Origin of the sequence: Mycobacterium sp. (assembly GCF_004298145.1) — a bacterium.
GTDB lineage: Bacteria > Actinomycetota > Actinomycetes > Mycobacteriales > Mycobacteriaceae > Mycobacterium.
The window spans coordinates 262531-285479 of the sequence record NZ_SCRH01000038.1; the positions used below are offsets into that span (position 1 = coordinate 262531).

General features: G+C 67.7%; 11 protein-coding genes. 9 read left to right on the plus strand and 2 right to left on the minus strand.

Annotated elements, in window-relative coordinates; genetic code table 11:
- The first annotated feature begins 22 nt into the window (after positions 1 to 22).
- The 9 genes from EPN51_RS14930 (at position 23) to EPN51_RS14970 (ending at position 7303) form a co-directional block, all read left to right on the plus strand.
- Complete coding sequence (locus tag EPN51_RS14930; protein ID WP_293044087.1) at positions 23 to 670, plus strand: hypothetical protein; 648 nt, start codon at positions 23 to 25, stop codon at positions 668 to 670.
- Positions 671 to 853: 183 nt separating this feature from the next.
- On the plus strand, positions 854 to 2395 hold the full coding sequence (locus EPN51_RS14935; protein WP_293043859.1) for a MorD protein: 1542 nt from the start codon (positions 854 to 856) through the stop codon (positions 2393 to 2395).
- Positions 2396 to 2417: 22 nt separating this feature from the next.
- Entirely contained in the window at positions 2418 to 3218 is an 801-nt protein-coding gene (locus tag EPN51_RS14940; RefSeq protein ID WP_293043860.1) for a CbbQ/NirQ/NorQ/GpvN family protein, read from the plus strand.
- A gap of 15 nt (positions 3219 to 3233) precedes the next feature.
- Complete coding sequence (locus EPN51_RS14945) at positions 3234 to 3362, plus strand: hypothetical protein (RefSeq protein ID WP_255353594.1); 129 nt, start codon at positions 3234 to 3236, stop codon at positions 3360 to 3362.
- The gene (locus tag EPN51_RS14950; RefSeq protein ID WP_293043863.1) at positions 3359 to 4084 is read left to right on the plus strand and encodes a hypothetical protein; all 726 of its coding nucleotides are present in this window, start codon (positions 3359 to 3361) and stop codon (positions 4082 to 4084) included. Before EPN51_RS14945 ends, EPN51_RS14950 begins: the two co-directional genes overlap by 4 nt.
- A gap of 13 nt (positions 4085 to 4097) precedes the next feature.
- Positions 4098 to 4526 carry a hypothetical protein gene (locus EPN51_RS14955; protein ID WP_293043865.1) on the plus strand — a complete coding sequence of 143 codons (429 nt, stop codon included), beginning with the start codon at positions 4098 to 4100 and terminating at the stop codon, positions 4524 to 4526.
- Positions 4527 to 4539: 13 nt separating this feature from the next.
- Entirely contained in the window at positions 4540 to 5589 is a 1050-nt protein-coding gene (locus EPN51_RS14960) for a dihydrodipicolinate reductase (RefSeq protein WP_293043867.1), read from the plus strand.
- Positions 5586 to 6008 (plus strand): hypothetical protein, encoded by a 423-nt coding sequence (locus EPN51_RS14965; protein WP_293043869.1) that lies wholly within the window; start codon positions 5586 to 5588, stop codon positions 6006 to 6008. The genes EPN51_RS14960 and EPN51_RS14965 overlap by 4 nt, the downstream gene beginning before the upstream one ends.
- Before the next feature lie 68 nt (positions 6009 to 6076).
- Positions 6077 to 7303: a cytochrome P450 gene (locus EPN51_RS14970; RefSeq protein WP_293044089.1), complete on the plus strand. Its 1227-nt coding sequence runs from the start codon at positions 6077 to 6079 to the stop codon at positions 7301 to 7303.
- Here EPN51_RS14970 and EPN51_RS14975 read toward each other — a convergent pair.
- Together EPN51_RS14975 and EPN51_RS14980 are read right to left on the minus strand one after the other, a co-directional pair.
- Positions 7300 to 9933, minus strand: coding sequence for a sugar epimerase family protein (locus EPN51_RS14975; protein ID WP_293043871.1), 2634 nt, complete (start codon positions 9931 to 9933; stop codon positions 7300 to 7302). The two genes, EPN51_RS14970 and EPN51_RS14975, sit on opposite strands and share 4 nt — an antisense overlap.
- Positions 9934 to 10057: 124 nt before the next feature.
- Complete coding sequence (locus EPN51_RS14980) at positions 10058 to 22657, minus strand: type I polyketide synthase (protein WP_293043873.1); 12600 nt, start codon at positions 22655 to 22657, stop codon at positions 10058 to 10060.
- Positions 22658 to 22949 lie beyond the last annotated feature (292 nt).

The following is a 22949-nucleotide window of genomic DNA, read 5'->3' on the forward strand; positions in this document are numbered from 1 at the left end:
GGGTCTGACGATCGACGAGCACATGGAGCGCTCACACGTCGCGCAGCGTCAGGCCGACAAATGGCTTATCTCGGGCAGCCTGCTGATCGGCACCGCGGCGCTGGGCGTCTTCGGGCTGCCGCTGTTTCTCTGGGGAGTGCGGTTGCTGCGCCGGGCCCAACGAGAAGGTCTCTCCGTTCGGCCGATGCTGGTCACGCTGCTCGGCTACCTCGTCATCATCGACGCCGCCATCAACACCGTCGGATGGGCGCTCGACCTGGTGGCGAACCACACGCTGCTGGCCCGCGTCCTGCTCAACGGGTGGGGCAACATGTTCGACGCCGGCTACTTCTGGCACTACAACGAGCTGTGGGTCGGGGGCGCGGCCGGCCCCGGCGAAAAGGCGCTGGAGGTCGGCCTGATCCTGACCGTCTTCACCATGCGGATCGCCGCCGCCATCGGCTTCCTGCAGATGAAGCGGTGGGGCCACCAGTGGATGGTCATCACGTGCTGGATGGGCGTGGTGATCTGGATTACCTACGTGTTCAACATGACCATGTTCGCCGACGTGCGCTTCGCCGGTGTCGTGCTGCCGGTCGTCGGCTGGTGGCTCTACGACATCTTCTACATCACCCCGTTCCTGGCCATCCCCTATCTGCACACCGTCAACCGCGAGCTCTTCTCCGACTGAAATGCGCGAGCCGAAATCCATTACGTCACCAAGGAAGTCACATCATGGGGTATCTATGGGAAATCCTTCGTTATGTCGCCGCGTGGGGCGGCACCGGACTGATCATCTGGTTCTGGTATTGGCTGTTCTCCAACATCGGCACGTTCTGAACCGGCCGGGTAGGCGCGACGCGGGATTCGCCCGATGACCGAGCATTCCGACGGCCACGCGATGGCGCTGGAACGCAGCTGTTCCGTGACGGCGGTCGCGCTGAGCGAGCAACGCCGCGAAGGCGTCCGGCTCGTCACCGGTGACCGGCGCAGCTTCGGGCTGAACGCGGCGCTCACGTTCGTTCATGTCCCCTATCCCGCGCCCGATCCCGCCAAGTCCGATTGGACACGCAGGACCATGACCTGCGGTGTGGCCCTGCAATGTTCGCCATCAAAGGAACGCGTCACCGAATATCGCCTGAACGAGCTATCCGCTCGCGAACTGCGTGCGCTCACGCTGATCGAGGCCGGCGTCGCCGTCGGCTGGATAGCCTCGCGGTGGCCCGGCCTGCTACCCGAGATCCAACGGCTGCTCCCCGAGGTCGGCACCGAAGCCGCCGACATGGATGCCACGCAGATGCTCAGCCGGGCAATCGCATTGGCGACCACCGGCCGGGAATTGACGGTCCATCCGCTGCTGGGCGCCTTGCCGCTGGCCCACACGGCGCCGCAGGGGCTGACCGATAAGTTGCGGCGCAGCTTTGGCAGGATGCCGTGGACCACCACGCAGAAGCGCCTCCCCCGGCCGTACTCGGTTCCGGTCGGCGGTGATGGCGGCGTCCGCAATCCCAACCTGCCGCCGCCGAGCCGGCCGCAGGACAACGATCTCGACGTCACACCTCAGCATCGGCCCGGGATTCCCTATCCCGAATGGAACATGTGGACACAGCGATTCATGCACGATCACGTCGCCGTCATCGAGCACGCCGACACCCGACACACCCGCCGTCCTGTGCCGGTGGCCGTCGACGTCCGCAAGTGGTTCGAAGAACACACCCACCGGGCGATGACCAACCGTCTCGAAGACGGCTCCGACCTCGACGTCGACCAATACGTCAACCACTACATCGACCTGACGACCGGTGCGGCCAAGGAGCCGAGGGTATTCCGCGACCTGTTGCCCAGCAGCCGCGACGTCACCACCGCACTGCTGCTCGACGGCAGCTCGTCGTTGGGGGTGCACGGCGGTCGCGTGTTCCAGCTCGAATTGGCCTGCGCCGACGCGCTTTCGCGCGCCATGACGCTCGCCCGCGAACGCCACGGTGTGTTCGTGTTCACCGGCAACACCCGACATCGGGTCGAAGTGCGGTGCCTCAAGGACTTCGAAGACCGCCGGTTCGTGCCGCCGAGCGGGCTGGGCCTGTCCACCCGCGGCTACACCAGACTCGGTGCGCCACTTCGTCATTTGACCAACCGGCTGCTCACCCAGCCCTCCGAGCGACGCCTGGTGATCGTCATCGGTGACGGGCTGATCTCCGACGAAGGCTACGAGGGCCGGTACGCCTGGGCCGATGCCGCACACGCCGTCGAGGAGGCCAACGACGCCGGTGTGTCGATGTATTACGTGGGTGTGGGACCGACCCGAGTCGATCCCCTTCCCGAGGTATTCGGGCCCCGCCGATCGCAACGAATCCGGCGCATCGAGGAGTTGCCCCGGGTACTGGCCCATGTCCATCGGGAACTGGTCGCCGCGTGAACGCCGACCATCTGAGGAAGAGATGACCACCGACACATATTTCGCCAACGCCAACGAAGTTCAGCTGTTCGAGCAGGCCTTCCGGCGACGCATACCGGTGATGCTCACCGGACCGACCGGGTGCGGCAAGACCCGGTTCGTCGAACACATGGGCTCACTGCTGCAACGACCCGTCGTCACGATCAGCTGCCACGACGACCTCACCAGCTCCGACCTCGTCGGCCGCTTCATGGTCACCGGCGGCGACGTCGTCTGGACCGATGGCCCGCTGACCCGGGCGGTCAAGGCCGGCGCGATCTGCTATCTCGACGAAGTCGTCGAAGCTCGCCATGACTCGTTGGCGATCCTGCATTCGCTCACCGATCACCGCCGTTCGTTGTACCTCGACCGCGCCGGCGAGGTGGTGCGCGCGCCCGAGGAGTTCATGCTGGTGTGCTCGTACAATCCGGCCTATCGCAGCTCACTCAAGGAGCTCAAACCGTCGTTCCGCCAGCGGTTCGTCACGCTGACGATGCAGTACCTGCCGCCGGACCGCGAGGCCGACGTGATCGTCGCCGAATCCGGAATCCCCTTGGCCGCCGCCCGGCGGCTCGTCGGCTGCGCGGTGGCGATCCGCACCGCCGACGACGCCTTCCACTTCGAACCGCCGTCGACCAGGGTGCTGGTCACCACCGCTCAATTGATCGCCGCCGGCGCAACCGAATTGGAAGCGGCCGACGCTTGCATACTCGCGCCGCTGAGCACAGACGGCGCCGTCACCGATGGTCTGCGTGAAGTCGCGGCGGCCAGCCTGGCCACCTCGAACACCTCGAGCACTTCTTAGAAAGGAGCAACCGGCATGGACCGACAGGAGGAGAAGCGCAAAAGGGCGCTCATCGTCTTCCAAATTTTCATCTACGGCTACCTGCTGGTGATGTTCGGAATCCAGCTCTACATGTCGTTTGCGCGGGGGTGGTGGGACCTGTGAATGTGCCGTTGCTGAAACGGAATTCGGGAGCTGCACCGGACCGACCCAACGGCTCGCCCAGCCTCGACGACCACCACGACGCATCACGCCGGGCTCAGCGCCACGCCGACAAGTGGATGATCGTCGGCGCCGCCCTGATGGGCATGTGGGCGCCGGGCCTCATCGGATTTCCCATTTTCATGCGCGGGGTATGGCTGCAGCGCCAAGCCCTGCGCGCCGGCCTGTCGGTTCGGCCCATGATCGTGACGCTGATCGGCTATCTGGTCCTGATCGACGGAATGCTCAACAGCCTGGGTTGGGCGCTGGATTTGGTCGCCAACCACACGTTGATCAACAGAGTGCTGATGGTCGGGTGGGGCAACATGTTCGACGCCGGCTATTTCTGGCATTACAACGAGCTGTGGGTCGGCGGCGCGGCGGGCCCGGGCGAGAAAGCCTATGTGGCAGGCCTGATCCTCACCGTCTTCTCGATGCGGGTGGCCGCGGCCATCGGGTTTTTACAGATGAAGCGCTGGGGTCATCAGTGGATGGTCGTCACCTGCTGGATGGGCGTGGTGATCTGGTCCGCCTACGTGTTCAACATGACGATGTTCGCCGACGTGCGCTACGCCGGCGTCGTGTTCCCGGTCATCGGCTGGTGGCTCTACGACATCTTCTACATCACCCCGTTCCTCGCCATCCCGTACTTGCACACCGTCAATCGCGAAATCTTCTCCGACTAAAAGGAACAGCGCCATGACCGCACCAACCACCGAAGACAAAGACGCGCCCACCGATCTCGAGCCGGGGACCACGCCGTACTACGCGCGAATGCATAAATGGATCAAGCGCGCCGTGTTGGTGTGCCTGGTGGCTCTGGTGGTCGAGGGCGCCTTCACGCTGCCGTTCATGGCGGTGTACTACGGGTATCCGACGCTGAGCCTCACCGAGATCTGTAGTGAGCTGCTGAAGATCAGATACTCCAACGACACTTTGGAGTGCAAGTACCCCTACCCGCCGTTCGGGCCGCCGGAGGGCGCCGAAGGCAAGGCCACCGCACAGGACGTCTGGGGCATCCAGCCGATACCGAAGTACCACCGGCTGGGATTCCGCGAGCTCGTCAGGATCCACGACGAAAGGCTGGCTCGGCAAGCTTCGCCACAGCAGGCGGTGCCGCACCCATGACGGGGCCGGCCCGTTGACCTATCGGGTCGTCCAGTGGACGACCGGTAACGTCGGCAAGAGTTCGGTCAAGGCGATCGCCGCAAACCCGACGCTCGAGCTCGTCGGATGCTATGCCTGGTCGCCGGAGAAGGCCGGGTGCGACGTCGGCGAGCTGTGCGGGATCGAATCCCTGGAGGTGAAGGCCACCAACGATATTGAGGGGCTGCTCGCACTCAAGCCGGACTGTATTGTCTACAACCCGATGTTCGCCGACGTCGACGAGCTGGTCCACATCCTCGGCGCGGGCATCAACGTCGTGGGCACGGCCGGGTTCATCACCGGTCACTTCCTGGGTGCGGGACGGGAGCGCATCGCGCGGGCGTGCGACATGGGTGGATCGAGCATCTTCGGCAGCGGCATCAACCCCGGTTTCATCCAGCTCTTCGCCATCGTGTCGGCGGGCCTCTCGGAGCGGGTGGACAAGGTGTCGGTACTGGAGTCCTTTGATACCACGATCTATAACTCGCCGGCGACCGAAATCCCCATGGGATTCGGCTATCCCGTCGACCATCCGGACCTACCGGCTGTCACCGAGAAAGGATCCGGCATCTTCGGCGACGGCGTGTTGCTGCTCGCCGACGCCCTCGGCGTCGAGCTCGACGAGGTCCGTTGTGAAGCGGAGTACGCCCAGACCACCGAGGATCTGCACCTGCCCGGGGACTGGATCATCGCGAAGGGCTGCGTCGCGGGAATCCACGTTCGCTGGAAAGGGATTGTGGCCGGCCGAGAGATCATCGAGATCGGCGGGCAATGGCGCAAGGGACAAGCGCTGGAACCGGATTGGCCGCTGGACATGGGCTACACCGTCGAGGTGCGGGGCCGGCCGACGATCAAGACCACGCTGAGCTTCCTGCCGCCGCCGGACTTCGAGGGCACGACCTTGGACGACTACATCATGTTGGGCCTCACCATCACCGCCGTGCCGGCGATCACCGCGATACCGGCCGTGGTCGCCGCGCCCCCCGGCATCGTCACCTACACCGACCTGCCGCTGCTACTTCCGCGCGGAGTCCTGACAACATGACGACACCACACGAACCCTCGCTCCATCACGTCGTGTTCGCCGTGGCACCGCACCGACATGCGGCCGTAGCACAAATGTTCAGCGATCTGGGCTTCGTCTTCGAGCCGCTGCAGCTGGCCGAGCTCGGCCTGGACATCCACCTCGACTGGAATCGGGGCATCGAGCTGATCAGCCCGATCCCGGGGTCGACCGGGGAGGTCGCCGTTTCGGTGACCGAGTTCCTCGAACGCCACGGCGACGGCGTGTTCACCGTGGTCATCGGAGTCCCGGAAGCCTCCGGGGCCGACGCCGTCGCCGAGCGCTACGGTGCGACAACGCGTTTCCGGCAGCGCATGGAGGGCGAGGGCACCTATCTCGACGAAAACGACGTGTCGATCCTGGGACTGCCACTGACATTCCTGGCGACCAACATTCCGTGATTGGAGACGACATGGCCCAACCTCGTGACTCGCGGGGAATTCCCGAGCTCGATCTGGCCGACCTGCCGATGGCGCCCAGCGTCTTCGACGCGGGACTCCCGACGCTGGACTACGACCTCACCGAGACGGTGCACGAGGTCGCCCCGCGCATCCACGAGGCGCGCAAGCGGTCGCCGATCGCCCTCGGGCCGTTGGGACCGGAGGTGCTCGGCTACCAGCTCGCCCGCGCGATACTTCGCGATCCCCGGTTCGTGTTTCCGCCCGGCATGCACATGACCGCTCGCGGGATAACCTCCGGCCCGCTCTATGACAGGGTGCTCGGCACCATCCTGGGCATGGAGGGCGAGGAGCATCGCCGGCTGCGCGGCCTCGTGTCCAAGGCCTTCACGCCGCGGGCGTCCGCGCGCATGGAAGGCACCATCGACACGGTGATCAACGAGTTGGTCGATCGCGTCGCCGACGCCGGCCGGTGTGATTTCGTCACCGACATCGCCCGGCCCTACCCGATCCCGATCATCTGCGCGCTGTTGGGCGCACCTCCCCAGGACTGGGAGCGTTTTTCACTGTGGGCGGAGGACATCTTCAAGATCGTGCGGTTGGACTCCAACCTGCTCGACGAACAGGACGTCGTCATGCGGGCCTGGGACGAGTTCGACGCCTACATCGACGACATGATCGCCGAGCGGCGTAGTCGGCTGACCGACGACCTGATCTCCGAACTGATTCGGGCCCAGGATGACGGTGACCGACTCAGCAACGCGGAGATGCGCATACTGGCGTTCAGCATCCTGAGCGCCGGCACCGACACCACACGCAATCAGCTGGCCGCGTCCATGCATGCGCTGTGCGATCATCCCGACCAGCTCGCGATGCTCCGCGACAATCCCGGCCTCGCGATGCAAGCCGTCGAGGAATGCATGCGGCATTCGCCGGCGGTATGCACCACGCTCCGCACGGTCCTCGACGACGTCACCTTCGCCGATCACACCTTTCCGGCCGGGACCTTCATCTCGGTGAATACCTATGCGGCGAACTGTGATCCGGAGGTCTATTCCCACCCGGACCGCTTCGACATCTCCCGCGTCGACCCGCCGCCCATCTTGACCTTCGGTGGCGGCGCCCACTATTGCCTTGGCGCCAATCTGGCCCGAACCGAACTTGCCGGAGCCCTCAAAGTCCTTGCCCGGCGCATGACCAACCCGCACCGGGTCACCGAATCACGCTGGAAACCGATGCTGGGGCTGAGCGGACCGCTCGATCTGCTGATCGAATTCGACGCTGCGGCCGGCTCTTAGACGTCGCGACCGCCGCCCGGCGACGAGGCACCGTCGTGTGGGGCCAGTTCCAGCACGTGGATCTCGCCCGTCGCCCCGTCGACCTCGACGAGAGCCCCCGACGGCAATGACTTGGTGGCCCCCTGAACGTCCACCACGCAAGGGAATCCGAATTCGCGGGCCACCACCGCGGCGTGTGACATCGGGCCGCCGAGTTCGGTCACGACGGCGGCGGCATAGCAGAACGCCGCCGTGTACCCGACGTCGGTGACCTCCGCGACGAGAATCTCACCGGGTTGGAGGTCGTCGATGGTTTCCGGCCGCACGACCCGCACCCGGCCGCGCACCCGTCCCCCGCACACGCCGACACCCCGCAGCGTGCCCCCGCTGCTGAGCGTCGGCGACGAGGTCGCGCTCGGCCGCCAGCTTCCGCTGAACACCGTCGGTGGGACGACCGTGGCCAGGCGGCGTTGCTCGGCCCGGCGGCGGGCCACCACACCGCCGACGTCTGCGGGTAGCGCGTCGAGTTCGTCGACGAGCAGATAGAAGACATCTTCGGGGGCTCCGAAGATCCCGGCTTCGACCGCCCTACGCCCGTATTCGCGCAGCAGCGTGCGCAGCACCCAGTTCGCCCGCACCACCTTGTCGCGGCGGACTTCGCGGTCTCGCAGTTGCTGCGTGGCCAGAGCCGCAACGGGCTTGGCCCGCAAAGGAATCCGAGGGTGCCGCGGCTCCGGTGCCGTCGGCGCGCTCATCGCCCTGGTCACCATCCGGACCAACAACTCGGGGTCGTCCGCATAACTGGTCGACAGCATCTCGAGCTCGGCCGGACCTCGGTGTCCGATGAGCGCCAGCTCGGCCAGCAGCGCGGCATGGAATTCCGGTGCCTCCACGGCCAGCTTGTCCAGCCGGTCCCCCGGTTCAGCAAGCAACGCTGTGACTTTGGGATCGCGCTGCGCGGCGGCCACCAATCTCTGCATTGCCTCCACCGAACGCGCGCTGACCAATTCCGGCCCGCCGGGCGCGGTGATGTCTCGCCCGCACAAACCGCGCAGCAGCACATTGAACGCCGCGCACAACAGGAATGAGCCCGCCGCCAGCACCCAGCCGTGCACCACCTGGTCGCGCGCCAACGAGATCAGGCTCAGCAGCCGGCGATCGTCGAGCCGAGTGAGATCGCCGTCGGCCAGACGTTCCAGGCGATCGACGTCGGCAACGAAATCGCGGGTGTCCAACGGCGCGCCGGCGGACAGGCCGAGCAGGTTGATGCCGAACACCCCGATGTTGCGAACGGTCCGGAGTCGCTTGCGGATGCGGCTGGTTTCGGAGTGCGGGCGCTCCTCGCCGAAGATCGGCAGGGCCGCCATGCTCGGGCCGAAGAACCCGCTGTTGCTCACGACCGTCGACGGCTTGACGAAAGGCACCGTTTCGGCCATGAAATGGGCGGTCGTGATGGCGCCGTAGAGCCGGTGGGCGAACACCGCCACCATGCGCATGGCGATCTCGCGCTGGATCATGCCCCCGGGCCGCAACCGCTCGGCGACGCACACGGCGCTGGCGCGTAGCCCGCGCACCGTCGCCGATGCCGACGCCGGCGAGAACGGGCCGGGTAGCGCCTCGGACAGGTTCGTGGCCAAAAACGTGGGGAACCGAGGGTCGATCGGCGTGTCGAACTCCCCGTTATCCCCTGGCGCGCCGGCCCAATCGGGCTTCACCCCGTCGTCGCTGGGCGTGTCGACCGAGGGGAGGTCCTGGATGTTGGCGAGCCGCCAGGGCAGCGCTAGCACCCGCTTCCCCACTGTGACCCGCCCGCGCACCGCCAGCGCGAAATCCTCGACGCATTCGGTGGATTCCCAGGCCGGCCGAAATCCCCACCCTTCGCGCAGCCGCGAGATGTCCATGAGTGGAGCATCCTGTACCAGGCGCAGCTTCGCCGATTCAAAGCCCAGCGACGCAACCGGGCGGTGGAGGGCTGCAGCGATCTGGCGGAAGGTCAGTTCGCCGGGGGCGGCGAGATTCACTGGGCCGCTGCCGATTCCATCCTCCACGATCGCGCGGTTGAACAGCCTCAGCGCGTCATCGAGGTGGACAACCTGCATGGGGCGACCGCCCGTCCGGTCGGACAGCACCGGCAATGCGAGCAGGCGGCGCACCCAGTTGTCGACGCTTCGGCCGAGGATCAGCGCGCTGCGGATCGCGACCCATTCCGTTGCCGATTCCGCAAGCATCTGTTCGACGCGGGCCTTGAAGTGGCCGTCGGCGGCGAACGGGGTCATAGCGTCGCGTTCGGTCTTCGGCGTGCCTCCCCCGCCGTAGACGTGCGCCGAGGAGGCGAAAACGATCCGCCTGGCACCGGTCTCGGCCATCGCGTCGAGCACGTTGCGGGTGCCGGCGATGTTGACCTCGTGGCCGATCCGCTCGTCCCGGTCGCGACTTCTCGCCCAGGCGCAGTGCGCGACGACGTCCGCGCCGACGAGGGCGCGCTTGACGGCGGCGGTGTCCCGGATGTCGCCGCCGACGAACTCCGCTGCACTCGGCCAGCTTTCGGGACGGTGGCGGGCGAGCCCGGTGACATCGTGGCCCTCGCTGAGCAGCCGGGCGGCGAGGCCGCGGCCGAGCACGCCGCTGGCCCCGGTGACCGCGATCCTCACTGCATGGCCTCACTCAATTGCGCCGCTCCTCCTCATCGCTACGCTCTGCATCGTCGCCGGCGCCCCCAATTGCGCCGCTCCTCCTCATCGCTACGCTCTGCATCGTCGCCGGCGCGGCAAATGGTCATTCGTCGTCGTCATCCAGCAGCGCAGCATTGACCAAAGCGTCGAGGTCCATGTCCGCGATGTCCTTTTCGGTGGTCATCGCGGCGGCCGCCGGCTGCGTGGCGCCCTCGGCCTCGCTTGCCAGCGCGAGCAACAGTTCCAGCACACCGGCTTGGCGCAGCCGCTTGACCGGAATGGATCCCACCACCCGCTGGATTTCGGCCTCCCCGGGTGCGGCGGCCGGTGTCTGCTGCTCCGACGATCCGACGAGTTCGGAATACATGTAGCCGGCCAGCGCGGCCGAGTTCGGGTAATCGAAGATCAGCGTCGGTGAAAGGGGCAGTCCCGTAGCGGATTTCAGCCGGTTGCGCATCTCGACCGCGGTCAGTGAGTCGAATCCGAGTTCCTGGAAGGCCCGGTCCGGGTGAATCGACTCCGGGCTGGCGCTGCCCAGCACGGTGGCGATGTTGGAGCGCACCAGATCCAGCAGCACGGCCTGCTGCTCATCTTCCGGAAGCCCTTCGAGGCGCTGCAGCAGAGCGGATTTGGATTTCGCCGCCGCCAGTGAGTCGTCGACCTGACGCCGGGTCGGCGCGTTGATCAAATCGACGAACATCGGCGGCAGGGTTCCGCTGTCGAACTTGACCCGCAGCGCCGCCAGGTCGATATGGGCGGGCAGCATGAACGGCTCGTCGACGATCAGCGCGGTGTCCATCAACTCCAGCGCCTCATCGGAAGACATCGCGACAATCCCGTCGCGGCCAAAACGGGCACGATCGGCCGCGCCAAGCGCACCGGTCATGGCGCTGGCCTGATCCCACAGCCCCCAGGCCAGCGACACCGCGGGTAGCCCTTGCCTTCGCCGGTGCACGGCCAACCCGTCCAGGAACGAGTTCGCGGCCGCGTAGTTGGCCTGCCCTGACGCTCCGGCCAGCCCGGCCATCGAGGAAAACATGACGAACGCCGACACATCGAGGTCGCGGGTCAGCTCGTGCAGATTCCAGGCGGTATCGACCTTGGCACGCAGCACCGCCTCGATGCGCTCCGGCGTCAGCGACGAGATCACCGCGTCATCGAGCACCCCTGCCGCGTGAAACACGCCGGATAGCGGCCGCTGCACCGGGATATCGGCGAGCACCTTGGCCAGCGCTTCACGGTCGGCCGCGTCACAGGCGACTACCTGTACCTGCGCCCCGCCGGCCGACAGCTCGGTCATCAGCTCCGCGGCCCCCGGCGCATCCAGACCGCGCCGACTCACCAGCACCAGGTTGCGCGCGCCGTGGCGGGCCACCACGTGGCGTGCCAACGCCGAACCGGCCATCCCGGTCGCACCGGTGATCAGCACCGTGCCCTCACCCAGCTCACCACCCGGGCCAAACGGCAGAGTCATCACGACCTTGCCGACGTGGCGGGCCTGGCTCAGGTACCGCAACGCCGCCGGCGCGCGGCGTACGTCAAACCTGGTCACCGGCAACGGATGTAGCACGTCGTCGCCGAACAGCGTCGCCAGCTCGTCGAGCATCTGCGCAATCCGGTCCGGCCCGGCTTCGAAGAGATCGAAGGCGCGGTAGCGCACACCGGAGTGGTCCCGGGCGACAACCTCGGGGTCACGGATGTCGGTCTTGCCCATCTCCAGGAACACCCCGCCGGGGGCGACGAGCCGCAGGGAGGCATCGACGAAATCACCGGACAGCGAGTCGAGCACGATATCCATCCCAGCCGTGCCCGTCCTGGCGGTGACCGCCCGGAACTTGTCCTCGAACTCCAAGCTGCGCGAATCGGAGATGTGGTCATCGTCAAAGCCCATGGCCCACAACGTGTCCCACTTACCGTGGCTGGCCGTCGCGAACACTTCCAGACCAATCTGGCGGGCCAGCTGGACGGCGGCCATTCCCACGCCACCGGCGGCGGCGTGCACCAGCACCCGCTGACCGGGCTTGGCGTCGGCCAGGTCCACCAGCGCGTAGCGCGCCGTGGCGAACACCACCGAGGCCGTCGCGGCGGCGGTGTGTGACCATCCGGTGGGCACCTTGACGAGCAGTCGCTGGTCGGTCTTGGCGATCGTTCCCGTACCGTCCGGGAACAGCCCCATGACGCGGTCGCCGACCGCGAAACGTCTGCCCTGCGAGGCAGTTTCGGGAGTAGTTTCGATGACCACACCCGCGGCCTCGATGCCCATGATCGCGTCTGGATCGGGATAGAGACCCAACGCGATCATGACGTCACGGAAGTTGGCTGCGATTGCCGACAGCGAAACCCGCACCTGACCGGGCTCCAACGGCGCGTCGGCATCGGGAATCCGCTCCAGCCGCAGGTTCTCGATGGTGCCGTAACTACTCATGCCGAGCCGCCATGGCCCGTCGTCGGGTGGCAGCAGGAGACCGCCCACCGCGCGGCTGCCGAGCACCCGGGCGGTGTAGACCATCCCGTTGCGCAGCAAGGCCTGCGGCTCGCCGACCGCCAAAACGGCTGCGATCGTGTCCGGATCCAGGGGCGCATCGGTGTCGACGAGCACGATCCGACCGGGATGCTCGGTCTGCGCCGACCGCACCAGCCCCCACACCGCCGCGCCGGCCAAATCGGTGACGTCCTCCCCCGGCAACGCCATCGCGCCCCGGGTTGACACCACCAAGGTTCCCGACTCGTCGCTGGCCAACCACGACTGCAGCACCGGCAGCATCGCGCGCGTCGCCGCATAGACCTCCGTCACGACGTCACCGGCCACCGGGGCGGATTCGAACAGCACCGCCGATCGTTCGCCCTCGGCGTTGTCGGGCTCGCCGGATACCGGTGCGCCCCAAGCGGACACCGATACCGGCTGCACCGCCGACGACGGCTGCGCGGACCAGATCAACTCGAAGAGCCGGTCCGGACCCGACTGCGACACCGCGGCCAGTAGCTGCTGATCGGTCACCGGACGCGCCACCATCGAAGCCACCGAGAGCACCGGCAGCCCCAACCCGTCGGCCAATTCGATCGACACCGCTGACGATCCGGCGGGGCTCACCGGCACAATCCGCGCGCGCACCGCCGCCGCTCCCGCTGCATGCAATGACACCTGCTGCCAGGAGAACGGGACCAGCATCGAGCCCTGGTCGACGCCCAAGCCGTCGGATTCGTTGGACGCCAAGATGACCGCGTGCAACGCCGCGTCGAGCAGCACCGGGTGGACCCCGAACCCGGACACCGACACCCCGGCGTCGGCGGGCAGGGTGACTTCGGCGAAGATTTCATCGCCACGGCGCCACATCGACGTCAGGCCACGGAATGCGGGCCCGTATCCGTAGCCGCGCTCGGCCAGTTGCTCGTACCCGTCGCCGACATCCAACGCGACCGCACCCACCGGCGGCCACACCGACAGATCCGCGCTTGGCTGCACCGACCCGGCGCGCAGCACGCCTTCGGCGTGTAACGACCAGCCCGAGCCGCCTTCGGCCCGCGAGAACACCGACACCGCACGCGCACCCGAATCGTCAGGGCCGCCGACCACCACCTGAACCGCGACCGAGCCACCGGTCGGCAATACCAGCGGCGCCGCCAGATTCAGCTCCTCGACAACTCCGCAGCCCACCTCGTCGCCGGCGCGGATCGCCAACTCGACGAACCCCGCCCCGGGGAACAGCACGACACCGCCGACGGCATGATCCGCCAGCCAGCCCTGGGTGCTCGGCGACAACCGGCCGGTCAACACCACACCGCCCGACGCGGGCAGTTCCACCACCGCGCCCAGCAAGGCGTGTTCGCCGGCCGCCAGGCCCAACCCCGCGGCATCGGCCGGGGCGCCGTCACGCGCGAGCCAAAAGCGCCGCCGGTCAAAGGCATACGTGGGCAACTGAACGAGATTTGCCTTGCCGATCGCACCGCGCCAGTCCACGTCCATCCCGGAGACGAACCCCTGCGCCAGGGCGTCGACCAGGGCTACCGGCTCCGGGCGGTCCTTGCGCAGAGCCGACATCGTCGTCACCGGGTTGTCGGCCAGCGTCTCTTCGATCGACGCGGTCAGGCCGCTGCTGGGCCCGACTTCGAGAAAGCGGGTGGCGCCGGCCGAATGGACGAAACGCACGCTGTCGGCGAATCGCACTGCCTCGCGGACGTGCCGCTTCCAGTACGCCGCGGTTCCGAAGTCATCGGTGGCCAATCCCCCGGTCACGTTCGACACGATCGGGATGACGGGCTTGCCGATGGCGAGCCCCGCTGCGACAGTTCCGAATTCGTCGATCATCGCGTCCATCAGCGGAGAGTGGAACGCGTGCGAGACGGCGAGTTGGTGGACGCGGCGTCCGTCGGCGCGAAGCCGGTCCGCGATCGCGGTCACCGCGCCTTCAGTTCCCGAAATCACTACCGAGGCAGGCCCGTTGACGGCCGCGATGCCGACCTCAGGCACCAGCAGTGGCCGTACCTCTTCCTCGGTAGCCTGCACGGCAATCATCGCCCCGCCCGCCGGCAGCGCCTGCATGAATCGGCCCCGCGCGGCCACCAGGACCGCGGCGTTCTTCAGCGACAGGACTCCGGCGGCGTGGGCGGCGGACAGCTCGCCGATCGAGTGGCCCATCACGAAGTCGGGGCGCACGCCCCACGATTCGAGCAAGCGGAACAGCGCAACCTCCACCGCGAACAGCGCCGGCTGCGCGAATTCGGTGGTATTCAGCAGGCTTTCGTCCTGGCCCCACATGACGTCGCGCAGGGGCCGCAGCAGGTGCTGATCGAGTTCGGCCAGGACGGCGTCGAAGGCCTCGGCGAACACCGGATACGCGCCGTGCAATCCCTTACCCATACCGAGTAGTTGGGAGCCCTGGCCGGGGAAGACGAAAACGGTCCTGCCGCCGAGCGTCGCGGCGCCGCGAGCGATCGAGGGGGCCAGGTCGTCCCCGGCCAACTCGTCCAGCCCAGTCAACAGGCTCTCCCGGTCGCCGCCGACGACGACGGCCCGCTGTTCGAAGATCGACCGGCCCGCCAGCGTCCACCCCACATCGGCGATATCCAGTTCGGGGTGGGTTCGCAGGTGGGCCGCCACCCGGGCGGCCTGAGACCTCAACGCGGACGGCGATTTCGCCGACACGGCCCACGGCAGCACCGGCACTTTGGGTCCGGTTTCTGGCGTCGGCTCGACGGGAACTGCCTCGATGATCACGTGCGCGTTGGTGCCACTGATCCCGAACGACGACACCCCGGCGCGCCGCGGGCGCGCTGCGCTCCAAGGACGCGCCTCGGTCAGCAACGACACCGAACCCGACGACCAATCGACGTGGGGGCTGGGTTCATCGACATGCAGTGTCGCCGGCAATATCTCGTGGCGCATCGCCAGGACCATCTTGATCACACCGGCCACACCCGCCGCGGCCTGCGTGTGGCCCATATTCGACTTGATCGAACCCAGCCACAGCGGCTCGCTCGAACCCCTCTCTTGCCCATAAGTCGCCAACAACGCCTGCGCCTCGATCGGATCACCCAACGTGGTCCCAGTGCCATGCCCCTCAACGACATCCACCTCGGCCGCCGCAAGCCCGGCATTGGCCAACGCCGCACGCACCACCCGCTGCTGCGAAGGACCATTGGGCGCGGTCAGCCCGTTGGAGGCACCATCCTGATTGACAGCCGAGCCCCGCACCACGGCCAACACCGGATGACCCAGGCGCCGCGCATCCGACAGCCGCTCCACCACGAGCATGCCGCCACCTTCGGAGAACCCGGTGCCATCGGCGGCCCCCGCATACGCCTTGCACCGGCCATCGACGGACAACCCGCGCATCCGGCTGAATTCGACGAAGATGTCGGGCGTGGCATTGACCGTGACGCCGCCGGCCAGCGCCAGATCGCACTCCCCCGAGCGCAGCGACTGCGCCGCCATGTGCAACGCCACCAACGACGACGAACACGCAGTGTCCACCGACACCGCCGGACCCTCCAGCCCCAACACATACGACACCCGCCCCGAGGCGACGCTCGACGATTGGCCGGTGAGCCGGAAGCCCTCCGCAGTGGGCGCGGCGTCCATGCCGTAGCCCTGCGTGTACACGCCGGCAAACATGCCGGTGGCGCTGCCGCGCAACGCACCGGGTTCAATTCCGGTCTGCTCCAACGCTTCCCAGGAGAGCTCGAGGAACATGCGTTGCTGCGGGTCCATGGCGAGCGCCTCGCTCGGCGGTATCCCGAAGAAGGCGGGGTCGAAGTCCGCGACGCCATCGACGAAGCCGCCTGTGCGGGTGTAGCAGGTGCCCGGAACGTCGGGATCGGGGTTGTACACGCCGACCAGATCCCAGCCGCGATCGCTCGGGAATTCCGAGAGCACGTCGCGCCCCTCGGCCAGCATCTGCCAGAGATCCTCGGGGGAATTCACCCCGCCCGGATAGCGGCACGCCATGCCCACGATCACGATCGGATCGTCCTCGGTGGCGCGGGCGACCGGGGCCTGCTTGATCTCGTGCGGGACCCCGGCGAGCTCGGTGCGGATGTAGCCCGCCAGGCCATTGGGCGTCGGGTAGTCGAAGATCAGTGTGGGCGAAAGCGCCAGTCCGGTCGCGGTTTTGAGCCGGTTACGCATCTCGACCGCGGTCAGCGAGTCAAAGCCCAGCTCTTGGAAAGCCTTGTCCGGGTCGATCGCCTCGGCGGTGGTGTTGCCCAGCACGGTGGCGATGTGGGAGCGCACCAGATCCAGGAGCACGGCGTGCTGCTCGGATTCGGGCAGTCCGTCCAGGCGGTGCGCCAGAGCCGATTTCGATTTCGCGGCCGCCAGCGAGTCGTCGACCCGGCGGCGGGTCGGCGCGTTGACCAGGTCGGTGAACATCGGCGGTACCGCGACCGCGTGGGCGCGCAGCGCGCCGAGATCGATGCGGGCGGGCGCGAGGAAGGGTTGGTCGACGATCAACGCGGTGTCGAACAGTTCCATCGCCTCGTCCGAGGACAACGCCAAGATGCCGTCGCGGCCCAGCCGGGCGAGGTCGGCGGCGTCGAGTCCGCCGGTCATGGCGCTGGCCTGGTCCCACAGCCCCCACGCGAGCGATATCGCCGGCAGCCCGTGCGCGCGCCGATGCGCAGCCAAGCCGTCGAGGAACGTGTTCGCCGCCCCGTAGTTGCCCTGCCCCGACGAGCCCACCAGCCCGGCCATCGACGAAAACATCACGAACGCCGACAGATTCAGATCACGGGTCAGCTCGTGCAGGTTCCAGGCCCCGTCGACCTTGGCCCGCAATACCGCGTCGACTCGCTCGGGTGTCAGCGAGGTGACCATCGCGTCGTCGAGCACGCCTGCCGCGTGGATCACGCCCGACAACGGCCGTCGCGCCGAAAGTTCGGCGATCACCGCGGCCAGTGCGGCCCGGTCGGCCGCATCGCAGGCGATCACTCGCACCCGGGCTCCGGCCGCTTCCAGCTCGGTGATCAGCGCGGCGGATCCCGGCGCGCCAGGCCCGCGCCGGCTCAGCAGCGCCAGGTCCTCGACGCCGTGGTGCGCCACCAGGTGACGGGCCAACGTCGAGCCCGCCATGCCGGTCCCGCCGGTGATCAGCACCGTGCCCGAGGCCAGCCCGGCACTTGGGCCGGCACCGGGCCCAGAAGGCATAGTCATGACCACCTTGCCGACGTGGCGGGCCTGGCTCAAATACCGCAACGCCGCGCGACCGCGTCGCACGTCAAATGTTGTCACCGGCAAGGGTTTCAGAACCCCCGCGTCGAACAGTCCGGCGAGCTCGAGCATCCACTGATGCATCCGGGGCCGGCCGGGCTCGAAGAGGTCGAACGCGCGGTAGCGGACACCCGGGTATTCCTGGGCCACCGCGCCAGGGTCGCGGATGTCGGTCTTGCCCATCTCCAGGAACATGCCGCCGGGAGCGACCAGGCGCAGTGAGGCGTCGACGAACTCCCCGGCCAGCGAGTCCAGCACGATATCCATCCCAGCCACGCCGGTCCTGCCGGTGAACGAGCGGAACTTGTCCTCGAACTCGAGACTGCGCGAATCCGAGATGTGGTCATCGTCGAAGCCCATGGCCCGCAACGTGTCCCACTTGCCGCGGCTCGCGGTGGCGAACACCTCCAGGCCCAGATGTCTGGCCAGCTGAACCGCGGCCATCCCGACGCCACCGGCGGCGGCGTGCACCAACACGCGCTGCCCGGGCTTGGCCTCGGCCAGGTGGATGAACGCCATGTATGCGGTGGTGAAAACCGCTGAGATACCGGCGGCTTCGGCGTAGGACCAGTCGGCGGGCTTGTGCTGCAGCAGGCGGACGTCACCGGGCACCAGCGTGCCGCTGCCGTCGGGGAAGAATCCGTATACCGAATCGCCCACCGCGAATTCGGTGACTCCCGGCCCGACCTCGACCACCACGCCGGCGCCTTCGCCACCGAGCAGCGCCTCGTGGGTGAACATGCCCAGGGTGATCATGACGTCGCGGAAGTTGGTGGCGATGGCGCGCATGGCCACTCGAACCTGGCCCGGCTCCAGCGGAGCGTCCGCGTTGGGAACCGGTTCGAGTTGCAGGTTTTCGAAGGTGCCCGCGCTGCTGATTCCCAGCCGCCAGGGTCGGTCTTCGGGTGGCGTCATGATGCCGTCGACCGCCCGGCTGCCGTGCACTCGTGCGGTGTAGGCCTTGCCGTCCCGCAGCAGCACCTGCGGCTCACCGACCCCGAGAACGGTTGCCATCGCGCTATCGTCCAGCGCGCCATCGGAATCCACCAGCACGATCCGGCCGGGATACTCGGTCTGCGCCGACCGCACCAGCCCCCACACGGCCGCGCCGGCCAGATCGGGAACGTCCTCGCCCGCCAATCCCATTGCGCCCCGGGTCGCGACGACCAGTACACCGGAGTCACGCTCGGTCAGCCACGACTGCACGGCGGCCAGCGCCTCACGTGTACGTCGATACGACCCGGTGACCGGATCATCTTCGCCGGCAACGGATTCGAATACTTCGTGAGCGGGCGTACCGCCGGTGGTCGTTGTCGCCGGCGACCACGCCACCTCGAAGAGCCGGTCCGGGCCCGAGGCCGACACCGCCGCGCGCAGCTGCCGCTCGCTCACCGAGCGCGCCACCATCGCGCGCACCGACAGGACCGGCAATCCCAGCCCGTCGGCCAGCTCGATCGACACTGCACTGGTGGCCGCCGACGCTGCCGCCGCCGGCGCGATGCGCGCACGCACCGCCGACGCGCCGGCGGCGTGCAACGACACGCCCTGCCACGAGAACGGCAACACGACTTCGTCGGTGTGCGCGGTGATTTGCTGGCCGACGATCAGCGCGTGCATCGCCGCGTCGAGCAATGCCGGGTGCACACCGAACCCGTTGACGCTTCCGGCGGCGTCGGGCAGCCGCACCTCGGCGAACACCTCGTCGCCGCGTACCCATGCCGCGGTCAAACCCTGGAAGGCCGGGCCGTATCCGTAACCGCGCGCCGCCAATTGCTCGTAGCCGTCTGCCGGGTCGACCGCGACGGCGCCCGACGGCGGCCACGCCGACAAATCCGCGCTCGGCTCGACCGAGCCGGTGCTCAGCGTTCCCTCGGCGTGGCACATCCAGCCGGACCCGGTGTCGGGGCGCGAGAAGATCGACACCGCCCGCTGACCGGATTCTTCGGCGGCACCCACCACGACTTGCACGGCAACCGATCCCGACCCGGAGCCTTTGGCGGGCAACATCAATGGTGCTTGCAGAGTCAGTTCGTCGACCGTCGAACACCCGACTTCGTCACCGGCGCGGATCGCCAACTCTACGAACCCGGCGCCGGGGAACACGACCGTACCGGACACGGCATGATCGGTCAGCCAGCCCTGCAGACTGGGCGACAAGCGGCCGGTCAGCACCACCCCACCCGAGGCGGGCAGTTCGACGACCGCACTCAGCAGCGGGTGCTCGCTGGTTCCCAGCCCGAGGCCGGTGGCGTCGCCCGCGACGCCTTCGCCGGACAGCCAAAACCGGCGGCGGTCAAAGGCATACGTGGGCAGCTCCACGAAGCCGGCTCCGTCCAGCGCGCCGCGCCACTGCACGGTGACGCCAGCGACGAACGCGGTGGCAGCCGAGGTCAGGAACCTGTCGAGTCCGCCGTCGTCGCGGCCCAGGGTGGGAATGACTTTGGCTTCAGATGCCTCGGCGCCACCGCCGGCCTGGTCGTTGACGGTGTCCTCGATCCCCGCCACCAAGGCCGGATGCGGGCTGGACTCGATGAACGCCCGGTATCCGTGCTCGCTCGCGCTGCGCACCGCCTGGTCGAACTGCACGGTCTGCCGGATGTTGCGGTACCAGTAGTCGGCGTCCAATCCCGCTGTGTCCAAGCGGCTTCCGGTCACGGTGGAAAAGAACGCGATGCGCGAGGAATGCGGCTCGATGCCGGAGAGCACCTCGGCGAGGTCACCGCGGATCGCCTCGACCTCGACCGAATGCGAGGCGTAGTCCACGTCGATCCGCCGGGTCCGCAGTTCGAGATCTGTGCAGAAACCGACGAGCTCGTCGAGCGCCGCCACGTCACCCGAGACCACGACGGCCGACCGGCCGTTGACGGCGGCGATGCTGGCTCGAGTACCGTAGGGCGCCAACAACTCCCGGGCCCGCTCGGTGCTGCAGGCGATCGAGAGCATGCCCCCGGGTCCGGCCAGTGACCGCAGCAGCTTGCTACGCAGCGTGACCACCCGGGTGGCATCCCGCAACGACAACGCGCCGGCGACATAGGCCGCGGCGATTTCGCCTTGCGAGTGGCCGATCACGGCATCCGGACTGACCCCGACCGATTTCCATAGTTCGGCCAGCGACACCATCACCGCGAAGAGCACCGGCTGCACGACGTCGACGCGGTCCATCCCCGGGGCACCGGGTGCGCCACGCAGTACCTCGATCAGCGACCAGTCGACGAATTCCGAGAAGGCCTCTTCGCATGCCTGGATCTGCTGCGCGAAAACCGGTGCGGTATCGAGTAATTCGATACCCATGCCCAGCCATTGCGTGCCCTGGCCGGGGAATACGAAGACGATCTTGCCGGCCGGCGTCGCGGTACCCCGGATAACGGACCCGGCCGGGTCGTCGTTGGCCAGCTCGTCCAGGCCGGCCAGTAACCGTTCCCGGTCGCCGGCCACCACGACGGCCCGGTGCTCGAACGTCGAGCGGCCGGCCAGCGTCCAGCCCACATCCGCTACGTCCAATTCATCATGGGCGCGCAGATATTCGGCCACCCGCGCCGCCTGCGCCGACAGCGCCGTGGCCGTCTTCGCCGAGACCGCCCACGGCAGCACCGGCGCTTTGGGTCCGGTTTCCCGCACCGGCTCGACGGGAACTGCCTCGATGATCACGTGCGCGTTGGTGCCACTGATCCCGAACGACGACACCCCGGCCCGGCGCGGGCGCTCAGACTTCCAGGGCCGAGCCTCAGTCAGCAACGACACCGAACCCACCGACCAATCCACATGCGGACTCGGCACATCCACATGCAACGTCGCCGGCAACACCTCGTGGCGCATCGCCTGCACTATCTTGATCACACCGGCCACACCCGCCGCGGCCTGCGTGTGGCCCATATTCGACTTGATCGAACCCAGCCACAGCGGCTCGCTCGAACCCCTCTCTTGCCCGTACGTCGCCAGTAACGCCTGCGCCTCGATCGGGTCGCCCAAAGTGGTTCCGGTGCCATGCCCCTCAACGACGTCCACCTCGGCCGCCGCAAGCCCCGCATTGGCCAACGCCGCACGCACCACCCGCTGCTGCGAAGGACCATTGGGCGCGGTCAGCCCGTTGGAGGCACCATCCTGATTGACAGCCGAGCCCCGCACCACAGCCAACACCGGATGACCCAGCCGCCGCGCATCCGAGAGCCGCTCGACGACCAGGATCGCCCCGCCCTCGGACCACCCGACGCCATCGGCCGCACCCGCGTACGCCTTGGACCGCCCGTTGGGGGCCAATCCCCGGTGCCGGCTGAATTCCACGAAGACCGTCGGCGTGGCGTTGACGGTCGCGCCGCCGGCCAGCGCCAGATCGCACTCCCCCGAGCGCAGCGACTGCGCCGCCATGTGCAACGCCACCAACGACGATGAACACGCAGTGTCCACCGACACCGCCGGACCCTCCAGCCCCAACACATACGACACCCGCCCCGAGGCGACGCTGGAGGTCATGCCGGTCAGCCGGTAGCCCTCGATCTCTTCGGCGAGCATGCCGTAGCCCTGGACGATGAGCCCCGCGAACACCCCCGTGGCGCTGCCGCGCAACCCGGTGGGGTCAATCCCGGCGCGTTCCAACGCTTCCCACGACAGCTCGAGCAACATCCGGTGCTGGGGATCCATCGCCAGGGCTTCACTGGGCGCAATCCCGAAGAAGGCGGGGTCGAAGTCCGCGACGTTGTCGACGAAACCTCCGGTGTTCACATAGCACTTGTGGCGCGCGTCGGGATCCGGGTCGTACAGCGCCCCGAGGTCCCAGCCACGATCGGTGGGAAAATCCGAGACCACGTCGCGGCCGTCGGCGACCATTTGCCACAGCGACTCAGGACTGTCCACACCACCGGGGAAGCGGCAGGACATACCGACGATCGCGATCGGCTCGCTCGAGCGCTCCAGTAGCGCGCGGTTGGTGCGCTTCAGGCGTTCAACCTGGACCAGCGCTTTCCTCAGCGCTTCGGTCGCATGCTGGAGTTGGTCCACCATCACTAAACCTCGCCCTAACCCTCACCTAGTGTCTGGCCGTCTTGTCCCGCCGGATGCGGTTGTCGCCGATTCACGGGATTTGCTGCACGAGGCGACGCCGTGTTTCGTTCGACCAGCGTCGTGCTGCTCTCCGACCCAAGAATATTGCTGGTGAGTATGGCCAACTCCGACTGGATTTCAAAACGTCCGCTGTTCCCGGCCGCTACAGAAGGACCGGCTTGGACATGCGCGGCGCCCCGCGCAGGCAAGTCGCGGCGCGGGGCGCCCAGTGAGCTCGCTGGACACGGGTCCG